The 10,301-nt window shown below is 71.4% G+C and carries 9 protein-coding genes; all 9 read left to right on the plus strand.

From position 1 onward, the window contains the following. Window positions 1–3 precede the first annotated feature (3 nt). The 9 genes from ACE3Q3_RS07295 to ACE3Q3_RS07335 all read left to right on the plus strand — a co-directional run bounded on the left by ACE3Q3_RS07295 (window position 4) and on the right by ACE3Q3_RS07335 (window position 10,234). The gene (locus tag ACE3Q3_RS07295; protein ID WP_374444055.1) at window positions 4–1,239 is read left to right on the plus strand and encodes a multidrug effflux MFS transporter; all 1,236 of its coding nucleotides are present in this window, start codon (window positions 4–6) and stop codon (window positions 1,237–1,239) included. Beyond that, window positions 1,229–2,440 carry a multidrug effflux MFS transporter gene (locus ACE3Q3_RS07300; protein ID WP_374444029.1) on the plus strand — a complete coding sequence of 404 codons (1,212 nt, stop codon included), beginning with the start codon at window positions 1,229–1,231 and terminating at the stop codon, window positions 2,438–2,440. Before ACE3Q3_RS07295 ends, ACE3Q3_RS07300 begins: the two co-directional genes overlap by 11 nt. Before the next feature lie 109 nt (window positions 2,441–2,549). After that, window positions 2,550–3,368: an ABC transporter permease gene (locus ACE3Q3_RS07305; protein ID WP_374444031.1), complete on the plus strand. Its 819-nt coding sequence runs from the start codon at window positions 2,550–2,552 to the stop codon at window positions 3,366–3,368. 4 nt (window positions 3,369–3,372) lie between these two features. After that, on the plus strand, window positions 3,373–4,464 hold the full coding sequence (locus tag ACE3Q3_RS07310; RefSeq protein ID WP_374444033.1) for an ABC transporter ATP-binding protein: 1,092 nt from the start codon (window positions 3,373–3,375) through the stop codon (window positions 4,462–4,464). Window positions 4,465–4,511: 47 nt separating this feature from the next. Continuing rightward, window positions 4,512–5,564: an extracellular solute-binding protein gene (locus ACE3Q3_RS07315; protein WP_374444035.1), complete on the plus strand. Its 1,053-nt coding sequence runs from the start codon at window positions 4,512–4,514 to the stop codon at window positions 5,562–5,564. A gap of 36 nt (window positions 5,565–5,600) precedes the next feature. Next, window positions 5,601–6,476, plus strand: coding sequence for an ABC transporter permease (locus ACE3Q3_RS07320; RefSeq protein ID WP_374444037.1), 876 nt, complete (start codon window positions 5,601–5,603; stop codon window positions 6,474–6,476). 79 nt (window positions 6,477–6,555) lie between these two features. After that, window positions 6,556–8,070, plus strand: a complete 1,515-nt coding sequence (locus tag ACE3Q3_RS07325) for a flavin-containing monooxygenase (protein ID WP_374444039.1) — start codon at window positions 6,556–6,558, stop codon at window positions 8,068–8,070. Window positions 8,071–8,103: 33 nt separating this feature from the next. Then, on the plus strand, window positions 8,104–9,477 hold the full coding sequence (locus ACE3Q3_RS07330; RefSeq protein WP_374444041.1) for an amidase: 1,374 nt from the start codon (window positions 8,104–8,106) through the stop codon (window positions 9,475–9,477). 22 nt (window positions 9,478–9,499) lie between these two features. Then, window positions 9,500–10,234, plus strand: coding sequence for an alpha/beta fold hydrolase (locus ACE3Q3_RS07335; protein ID WP_374444043.1), 735 nt, complete (start codon window positions 9,500–9,502; stop codon window positions 10,232–10,234). Window positions 10,235–10,301 lie beyond the last annotated feature (67 nt).

A 10,301-nucleotide genomic window follows, 5' to 3' on the forward strand; every position in this document is an offset into this window, starting at 1 on the left:
CCCATCCTTGCGTCCGACGCCCCCGCCACTGTCGATCGGAGTCCCATGCTGCGCGTCGGCTCGCCGTCCGCCCTCGTCCTGCTCGTCGCGCTCGCGACCCTGACCTCGATCTCGATCGCCATCTATCTGCCGGCGATGCCGACGCTCGCCCGCGACCTCGGCGCGTCGATGGAGATGGTCCAGCTCACGGTCTCGGTCTTTCTGGTCGGGGTCGGCGTCGGCCAGCTTTTCTACGGCCCGGCCTCCGACCGGTTCGGGCGCCGGCCGGCGCTCCTGTTCGGGCTCGTCGTCTACGGCCTGGGTTCCTTCGCCTGCGCCGTCGCACCGACGATCGAGGTGCTGCTCGCCGGCCGTCTGCTGCAGTCGGCCGGAGCCTGCGCCGGCATGGCGCTGGTCCGCGCCATCATCCGCGACACCTATCCCCGTGAGCGCATGGCGGGCGCGCTGTCGACCGTCACCGGCGCCATGGCGATCTCGCCGGCGCTGGCGCCGATCCTCGGCAGCCAGATCTATCTCCGCTTCGGCTGGCGGGCCGATTTCCTCTTCCTCGCCGGCTTCGCCGTCGTCCTGCTGGTGCTGGCCGCGCTGATGCTGCCCGAGACCAACCGCCACCGCGATCCGGCGGCACTCTCGCCGCGCCGGCTCGTCGGCAACTACGGATCGCTCCTCGCCGACCGGGTGTTCGTCGGCCACATGATCGCGGGCGGGCTCGCCTTGTCCGGCACCTTCGCCTACACCGTGGCCTCGCCCTTCATCCTGATGGGGCGCCTCGGAATCCGGCCCGACCTGTTCGCCTTCCTCATGATCTCGACCACCGCCGCCTACGTCGCGGGCACCTGGAGCGCCCCCCGCCTCGCCCGCCGCATCGGGCTGGAGCGGGCCTTGCGCGTCGGCGCCGGCATCTGCGCCGCAGCGGCGCTCGGCATCGCCCTGCTCGCGGCGGCGGACGTCGTCACCGTCCTCGGCGTCGTCGGCGGCATGACGGTCTACATGGTCGGCATGGGCATGACGCTGCCGCTGTCGATGGCGGGCGGGATCGGGCCCTTTCCGCGCATGGCCGGCGCCGCCTCGGCCCTGATCGGGGCGGGCCAGATGGTCGGCGGCGCGCTCGCCAGCGCCGCCTCGGCGGCGGCCGCGGGCTGGAGCCTGGCCGGCCTCGCGGTCGTCCTCGTCCTCGTCGCCGCCGGTACCCTCGCCGCCGCGGTCCTGCTCGTGCGCCCGCCGGCCGATGCCGCCTGAAGCCGCCGCGCCGCCGCCGCCGCGCCGCGGCCTCGTCGTCCTCGTCACCGGGCTGGTGGCGCTGGGGCCGGTCTCGACCGACCTCTACCTGCCGTCGCTGCCGGCGCTGACCCGCGACCTCGGCAGCGACGTCGCCTCGGCCCAGCTCACCCTCAGCCTCTTCCTCGTCGCCTTCGCCTGCTGCCAGCTCGTCTACGGGCCGCTCTCGGACCGTTTCGGGCGGCGGCCGGTGGTGCTCGGCGGCACCGTCGTCTATCTCGTCGCCACCCTTGCCTGCATGGTCGCGCCGACGATGGAGGCGCTGATCGCCGCCCGCTTCCTGCAGGCGGTCGGCGCCTGCGCCGGTCCGGTCCTGGGCCGTGCCATCGTCCGCGACCTCTATGGCCGCGAGGGCGCCGCCCGGGTGCTCGCCTATGTCGGCGCCGCGATGGCGCTGGCGCCGGCGATCGGCCCGATCCTCGGCGGCTTCGTCGAGGTCTGGGTCGGCTGGCGCGGCAACTTCGCGCTCCTCGCCCTCTATTCCGGGGCGTTGCTGGCGGGCGTCCTCTTCCTGTTGGCGGAGAGCAACCGCAACCGCGACCCCCGCGCGCTCGAGCCGCGCCAGCTCGCCCGCAACTACCTGGGCTTCCTCGGCAGCCGCCGCTATCTCGGCTATGCCGGGGCGGTGGCGCTCGGATATTGCGGCCTCTTCGCCTTCATCTCGGGCTCGGCCCACGTCCTGATCGACGTCGTCGGCCTCTCGCCCGACCGCTACGGCTTCTGCTTCGCCGCCTTCGTCGTCGGCTATGCCGTCGGTACGACGCTGGCCGGGCGCCTGACGATGCGGCTCGGCATCGACCGTATGATCGGCCTCGGCGCGGCGATCGCCGCCGTGGGCGGCCTCGCCATGGCCGGGCTCGCCTGGTCGGGCATCGAGTCGGTCGCCGCGATCGTCGGCCCGGCGGCCGTCTACATGCTCGGCGTCGGCATGATCTTCCCCAACGCCCAGGCCGGCGCCATGGGGCCGTTCCCGACCAAGGCGGGGGCGGCGGCGGCGATGGTGGGCTTCCTCCAGATGGCGGTCGCGGCGGCCGTCGGCATCGGCGTCGGCCATGCCTTCGACGGCACCTCGGTGCCGATGGCGACGGCGATCGGCGCCGCCGGAGTCGGCCTGGTCCTGGTCCGGTTCCTGCTTCTGCGGCCGGACGGGAGCCAACCTTGACGTTGCTGAGAGCCGTTCCTAGGATCGCCGCCAACACGCGAGTGCCGCAGCGGACGGGGAGACGAATGCGTGCGACGGGGGAACGGCAGCCGGGGACGGCTGACGGTCGATGACCATTGATATCGCCCGTCACTGGCGGCGCTGGACGCTGCACGCCGTGGTGCTGCTCGTCTACCTGTTCATCCTGACGCCGGTCATCTTCATCGGCTGGATCAGCTTCTTCTCGAACGAGATCATCTCGTTCCCGCCCGACGGGTACACGCTGCGCTGGTTCGCCAACGTCTGGGAGCAGCGGGTGTTCGCCCGCGGCTTCATGATGAGCCTGCAGGTCGCCTTCGTCGCCATGCTGATCGGCGTCTCGCTCGGCACGCTGGCCGCCATCGCCATCGTCCGCTACCGGTTCCCGGGGCGCGAGGCGATCAACATGCTGCTGCTGTCGCCGCTGATCGTGCCCGGCATCGTCGCCGGCACCGCGCTCTACATCTTCTACATCGAGATCGACAACTACCTGGAGTGGCGGCTGCAGGCGACGATGGAAGGGCTGGTGCTGGCGCACGTCATGCTGACCATCCCGTGGACCGTCCGCCTCGTCACCGCCAGCCTCGTCGGCATCGACCGCTCGGTCGAGGATGCGGCGATGAATCTCGGCGCCAACCGCTGGACGACCTTCCGGCGCGTGACCTTCCCGATGATGCGGGCGGGGCTGGTGGCGGCCGCGCTCTTCAGCTTCATCACCTCCTTCGAGAACCTCGAACTGACCCTGCTCCTGGTCGGGCCGGGGCGGACGACGCTGCCGATCGCCATCCTCCAGTACCTGGAGTTCAAGGTCGATCCGACGATCGCCGCCGTCTCCTTCATCCAGATCGTGCTGATCGGGGCGCTCATGCTCATCACCGATCGCTTCGTCAAGCTGAGCCGGGTGGTCTAGGCCCATGTCCCAGGTATCGCTCCGGCGTCTCGCCAAGCGCTTCGGCGCCGTCACCGCCGTCGACGATGTCGACCTCGAGGTCCGCGAGGGCGAACTGGTGGCGCTGCTCGGGCCGTCCGGCTGCGGCAAGACGACGACGCTGCGGATGATCGCCGGCTTCATCGCCGCCAGCAGCGGCCGCATCCTGATCGGCGACCAGGACGTGACCGACCTGCCGCCCTACCGCCGCAACACCGGCATGGTGTTCCAGGGCTACGCGCTCTTCCCGCACATGACGGTGAACCAGAACGTCGCCTTCGGGCTGGAGATGCGGAAGGTGCCGAAGGCCGAGATCGCACCCCGGGTGGCCGAGGCCCTGCGCCTCGTCCAGCTCGGCCATCTCGGCGAGCGCATGCCGCGCCAGCTCTCGGGCGGGCAGCAGCAGCGGGTGGCGCTGGCGCGCGCCCTCGTCGTCCGGCCCGAGGTCTTCCTGCTCGACGAGCCGCTGTCCAACCTCGACGCCAAGCTGCGGCTCAGCGTGCGGGTCGAGATCCGCCAGCTCCAGCAGTCGCTGGGCCTGACCACCGTCTTCGTCACCCACGACCAGGAGGAGGCGCTGACGCTGGCCGACCGCCTGGTGGTGATGAGCCAGGGCAAGGTCCAGCAGATCGGCAGCCCGGCCGAGCTCTACGAGCGCCCGGCCAACCATTTCGTCGCCGACTTCATCGGCCGCTCGAACTTCCTCTCCGGCACCGTCACCGCGCCCGGCCGCTTCCGCAGCCGGGGCGGCCTCGACGTCGCCTTCGCCGATACCGGCGCCGGCCCGCGCGGAGAGGGGGTGCTGGCGGTCCGGCCCGAGAAGGCGAGCCTCGCCGCCGGCGATGCCGCCGACGGCCCCAACCGCTTCCCCGGCACCGTCGCCTTCGTCACCTATCTCGGCTCGGCGACCGAGGTGCGGGTGCGCCTCGCGTCCGGCGAGGAGGTGACGGTGACGCGGCCCAACGCGGCGCCCGTCGCCGATCCCGGCGACATCGCGACGGCGCTCGCGCCGGGCGCTTCCGTCACCGTCACCTGGCCCCCGGCGGCGAGCCTGCTGCTCGCCCCGCCGGCCGGCTGAGGCGCGCCCCCGGACCACAACGACAACCTTAGGACAGGAGAGCCGAGATGAGCGTTTTCGAACGGACGACGCAGATGCGGCTGACGCGCCGCGGGTTCCTGGCCGGGACGGGTGCGGCCGCGGTCGCCGCCGGACTGCCGCTGCCGGCCCTCGCCAAGGGTCCGGTCGTCGTCGGCACCTGGGGCGGCGACTACCAGGCGCTGCTCACCGCCAACTTCGAGAAGCCGATCCTGGAGAAGAAGGGGATCGAGGTCATCCACGACGTCGGCAACGCGCCGCCGCGCAAGACCAAGCTGCTGGCCGAGCGCATGAGCCGTCGCGGCACGCTCGACGTCGCCTGTCTGTCCGACATCGACATGTTCGAGATGTCCAAGCAGGGCCTGTTCGAGAACGTCGATCCGGCCAAGGTCCCGAACGCCAAGAATATCTTCAAGGCGCTGGCCAAGCCCTACGCCATCCCGCACATCTATTCGGGCAAGGTGCTCGTCTACAACCCGTCGAAGATGAGCCCGACCTCGTTCTCCGATTTCCTCGACCCGAAGTTCAAGGGCCGGATCGGCTTCGCCGACGGGCTCTACATGCAGGTCATCGAATCGGCGGCGCTGGTCAACGGCGGCACCATGTCGAACTACGAGCCGGCCAAGGCGACGCTGACCGAACTGAAGAAGCTCGAGCCCAAGATCTTCCCCTCGAACGAGACCCTGGCGGCGGCGCTGAAGAGCGAGGAGGTGTGGGCGACCGTGATGTGGCGCGCCCGCGGCTTCATGTGGAAGAAGGCCGGCATCCCGCTCGCCACCATCGCCCCCAAGGAGGGCGCGACGCCGATCATCTTCGACGCCGCGGTGCCGAAGAACGCCCAGAACAAGGACAATGGCTGGGCCTATCTCGACGCCATGCTGGACCCCGCGGGCCAGGTGCTGTTCGCCGACCGCATGGGCTACGTGCCGACGGTGAACAACGCCAAGCTGCCGGACGACCTCGCCAAGGAGATCGGCTTCACCGAGGCCGAGCAGGAGAAGTTCAACAAGCCCGACTACGAGTACATCGCCGCCAACAACGCGGCCCTGCTCGAGTGGTGGAACAAGAGCTTCAAGGCCTGATCGCGGCATGGACCGGGGGCGGGACGGGGGCGGCCGGTGAGCGTGGTGACGGAGGATGCGGCCGGCGGGCGCCGCCGGTCGGTGGCGCCCGCGCTGGTCGGGCCGGCGACGATCCTCGTCGCCTTCGTGCTCGTCGTGCCGATGGCGATCCTCTTCCGCTACAGCCTCAACCAGTTCGTCCCCGGCCAGTTCATGGTCGAGGCGGTGACGGGCGCCAACTACGTCAAGTTCTTCACCGACTCCTACTATCTCAACGTCCTGTGGACGACGGTGCAGGTGGCGGTCGCCTGCACCGTCATCAGCCTGACGCTGGCCTTTCCGGTCGCCTACTTCCTTGCCCGGACGACCAGCCGGTTCAAGAGCATGCTGGTCATCCTCGCGGTCTTCCCGCTGATGGTCGGCAATGTCGTGCGCGCGGCCGGCTGGATGGTCGTGCTCGGCAACGAGGGGGTGGTGAACGCCGTCCTGCGCTGGGTCGGCCTGACGGCCGAGCCGATCAAGCTGCTCTACACCCCGACGGCCGTCGTCATCGGCATCATCGCCGTCGTCCTGCCCTACATGATCCTGACCCTGCAGAGCGTGCTGGAAGGGATCGACTATTCGGTCGAGGAGGCGGCGCTCAATCTCGGCGCCGGCCCGTCGACGACCTTCTTCCGCATCGTCCTGCCGCTCGCCATGCCGGGCGTGGTCGCGGGCACGGTGCTGGTGTTCATCCTGTGCATGAACGCCTATGCGACGCCGGTCCTGCTCGGCGGCCCGCAGTTCAAGATGATGGCGCCCGCCCTCTACGACCAGATCGCGCGCTCGACCAACTGGCCGTTCGGCGCGGCGCTCGCCTTCGTCCTGATGGCGACCACCCTGACCCTGACCATCGTCTCGACGACGGTGATGCAGCGGCGCATGCGCCGCTGAGGCGGCGACCGCCGACGATCCACGTTGCCGCATCCCGGCGCCGCCGATAGCCTGTCGGCAGCAGCCGGATGGAGCGTCGATGGACAGCACCGAACCGCGGGTCGCGGTCGCGGCCGGGCCGAGCGAGGGCGCGGCCGAGCATTTCGACGTCCTGGTCGTCGGTGCCGGCATCTCCGGGATCGCCGCCGCCTATCACCTGACGACCCAGTGCCCGGGCACGCGCTTCCTGGTGCTGGAGCGCCAGGACGGGTTCGGCGGCACCTGGCGGACGCACCGCTATCCCGGCATCCGCTCGGACAGCGACCTCTACACCTTCGGCTACCGTTTCAAGCCCTGGACCGGGCCGCCGATCGCGACCGCCGAGGAGATCCTCCGCTACATGGGTGCGGTGATCGACGAGAACGGGCTCGCGCCGCGCATCCGCTACGGCCATGCCATCACCGGCGCCGCCTGGTCGAGCGAGACCGCCCGGTGGACGGTCGAGGCGGTGCACACCGACACCGGCGAGCGGCACCGCTTCACCACGAGCTTCCTGTGGATGTGCCAGGGCTACTACCGGCACGAGCAGGGCTACACGCCCGAGTGGCCCGGCATGGCGGACTTCCGGGGCCGCATCGTCCATCCCCAGACCTGGCCCGACGACCTCGACCTCGCCGACCGGCGGGTCGTCGTCATCGGCTCGGGCGCCACCGCGGCGACGCTGGTGCCGGCGATTGCCGGACGCTGCCGGCACGTCACCATGCTGCAGCGCTCGCCCACCTTCTTCCGCAGCGGGCGCAACGCCATCCCGATCGCCGACGAACTGCGGCAGCTCCAGGTCGATCCCGCCTGGATCCACGAGATCGTGCGCAGGCGCATCCTCTTCGAGCAGGCGCACTTCACGCAGCGCTGCATGAGCGAGCCCGACCGGGTGCGCGACGAACTCCTGGCGGTCGCCCGTGACCAGCTCGGGCCCGGCTGCGACGTCGACCGCCACTTCACCCCGACCTACCGGCCGTGGCGCCAGCGCATCGCCTTCCTTCCCGACGGCGACCTGTTCCGGGCGATCCGCGAGGGCACCGCCTCCGTCGTCACCGACGCGATCGACCGCTTCGAGGCCGACGGCATCCGCACGCGGTCGGGCCAACTGCTGGCCGCCGACATCGTCGTCACCGCGACCGGTTTCGAGCTCGCGGCGATGGGCGACATCCCCTTCGCCGTCGACGGCCGGCCGCTCGACTTCGCCGACACCGTCACCTACCGCGGCATGATGTTCACCGGCGTTCCCAACCTCGCCTGGGTCTTCGGCTATTTCCGCGCCAGCTGGACGCTCCGCGCCGACCTCGTCGGCGACTTCGTCTGCCGCCTGCTGCACCACATGAAGGCGAAGGGGGTGCGGTGGGTCGAGCCGGCGCTCCGGCCGGAGGACCGGGACATGCCGATCCTGCCCTGGACCGATCCCGAGGATTTCAACCCGGGCTACCTGCTGCGCGGGGTCGACCGCCTGCCGCGGCGCGGCGACAAGCCCGAATGGCAGCACACCCAGGACTACTGGACGGAGAAGGACGTGTTCCCGGCCATCGACCTCGACGATCCCGTCTTCGTCTATCGCTGATCCGCCCGACGCTTCCCCCCGAGAAGGCCCCCGATGACGCTCGCACCCGCCGAATACCGCCGCCTGACGGCGACCCAGCTCCGCGCCGCCTATCGCGGCCGCCAGCTCTCCCCGGTCGAGACGACCGAGGCGGCGCTGGCCGTCGTCGCCACGGACAACCCGAGGCTCAACGCCGTCTCGCACCTCGATGCCGACGGGGCCCGGGCCCAGGCGCGAGCGTCGGAGGCGCGCTGGCGGTCGGGCAGCCCCGCCGGCCCCCTCGACGGCGTGCCGACGCTGGTCAAGGACGGGCTGTGGATGACGGGTGTGCCGGTCTATCGCGGCACCGCCGCGCTCGCCCGGCATGCGGTGGTGCCGGACAGCGATTCGCCCCCGGTCGCCCGCCTGCGCGAGGACGGCGCGATCCTGCTCGGCAAGACGACCATGTGCGACCTCGGCATGTTCGGGTCGGGCTACAGCTCGCAGTTCGGGCCGACGCGCAACCCGCACGACCCGACGCGCACCAGCGGCGGGTCGTCCTCGGGGTCGAGCGCCGCGATCGCGAGCGGCATGATCCCGGTCGCCATCGGCACCGACATCGTCGGCTCGATCCGCCAGCCGGCCGGATTCTGCGGGCTGGTCGGCCTCAAGCCGTCCTACGGGCGGGTGCCGACCTGGCCGAACTCCAGCCCGGCCGCCGTCGCCGGCCCGCTCGCCCGCACCGTCGCCGACGCCGCCCTGCTGCTCGACACGCTGGCCCGGCCCGATGTCCGCGACTTCGCCTGCCTCGCCGCCGATCCGCGGCCCTGGACGGCCGGGCTCGGCGAACCGGTCGAGGGGCTGCGCATCGGCTACCTGCCGGCGATCGGCTTCGGCCCGGCGCCCGACCCGCAGGTGACGAAGGCGGTGGCGGCCGCCGTCGACCGGCTGCGCGCGCTGGGCTGCACCGTCACCGAACTCGCCCCGCCCTTCGCGCCCGGCGACGAACGGCCGGGCGAGGACTTCTACCGGATGCGGCCCTACAGCGAGCTCTCCGTCCTGCCCGAGGCGGACCGGCGGGCGGCCCCGGCGATCGACGGCTGGGCGGCACCGGCCGGCAGCTATTCGGGCGTCGACTACCATCGCCTGTTCCTGGCGAGCCAGACGCTGCGGGCGCGGATGCTGGCGGTCATCGACGGGTTCGACTTCCTGGCGCTCCCGACCTCGCCGATCCTGCCGTTTCCAGCGGAACTGCCGGGCCCGGAGGGGATGTCGACCTTCGCCGCCTGGACCAACACCTTCCTCTTCAACCTGACCGAGCAGCCGGCGATCTCGATGCCGTGTGGCCGCTCGGCCGAGGGCTGGCCGATCGGGCTGCAGCTCGTCGGCCAGCGCTTCGACGACCGCGGCGTCCTCAATCTCGCGGCCGCCTTCGAGCGCGCCGCCTGACCGGTCGCAGGGGAGCACCGCCATGCCGAGCTTCACCCGCGACGGCGTCACCATCCACTACGAGACCTGGGGCAGCGGCTTCCCGATCCTGACCTTCGCGCCGGCGGGCCTCGCCTCGGTGATCGAGGTCTGGCGCCAGGGCATGGCGCCGATCGATCCGACGGTCGATTTCGCCGACCGCTGGCGGGTGATCGCCATGGACCAGCGCAACGCCGGCGGCCGGTCCTACGCGCCGATCACGGCGGCCGACGGCTGGGACGCCTACACCGCCGACCATGTCGCGCTGCTCGACCATCTCGGCATCGCGCGCTGCCATCTCTACGGACAGTGCATCGGCGGCTCGTTCATCCTCAACCTGCTGCGGCTCCGGCCGGAGCGGGTGGCGGCGGCGGTGATGGCCCAGCCGATCGGCCGCATCGCCGCCGAACTGCCGCCGCCGCCGGCCCGCTTCCAGGCCTGGGCGGCCGCCCTGCGGGACCATCCCGAGGCGACGCCCGAGGTGCTGGAATCCTTCTACCGGAACATGTACCGCCGCGGCTTCGTCTACTGCGCCGACCGGGCGCAGGTGGCCGCGATCCGCAACCCGTGCATGGTGCTGGCGGGGGCGGACGACGTCCATCCGCGCGCCATCTCCGAGGAGATCGCGGCGCTCGTGCCGGGCTGCGAGCTGATCCCGGAATGGAAGACCGGGGCCGCCGTCGACGCCGCGCGCCAGCGGGTGCGCGCCTTCCTCGCCCAACACACGCCGGCCGGCTGACCCAGCCGGGGTCGATCAGGCGGCGCGATGGGGGTCGGTCAGCGGCTCCGGCAGTTCCTGCGGCGTG

Source organism: Allostella sp., from assembly GCF_041913585.1.
Classification (GTDB): domain Bacteria; phylum Pseudomonadota; class Alphaproteobacteria; order ATCC43930; family Allostellaceae; genus Allostella.

Bases quoted from the DNA above. Each gene is read 5' to 3' on its own strand.
- ACE3Q3_RS07335 (WP_374444043.1), top strand. From the start codon at position 9,500: ATGCCGAGCTTCACCCGCGACGGCGTCACCATCCACTACGAGACCTGG.
- ACE3Q3_RS07325 (WP_374444039.1), top strand. From the start codon at position 6,556: ATGGACAGCACCGAACCGCGGGTCGCGGTCGCGGCCGGGCCGAGCGAG.
- ACE3Q3_RS07300 (WP_374444029.1), top strand. From the start codon at position 1,229: ATGCCGCCTGAAGCCGCCGCGCCGCCGCCGCCGCGCCGCGGCCTCGTC.
- ACE3Q3_RS07330 (WP_374444041.1), top strand. From the start codon at position 8,104: ATGACGCTCGCACCCGCCGAATACCGCCGCCTGACGGCGACCCAGCTC.
- ACE3Q3_RS07305 (WP_374444031.1), top strand. From the start codon at position 2,550: ATGACCATTGATATCGCCCGTCACTGGCGGCGCTGGACGCTGCACGCC.
- ACE3Q3_RS07315 (WP_374444035.1), top strand. From the start codon at position 4,512: ATGAGCGTTTTCGAACGGACGACGCAGATGCGGCTGACGCGCCGCGGG.
- ACE3Q3_RS07310 (WP_374444033.1), top strand. From the start codon at position 3,373: ATGTCCCAGGTATCGCTCCGGCGTCTCGCCAAGCGCTTCGGCGCCGTC.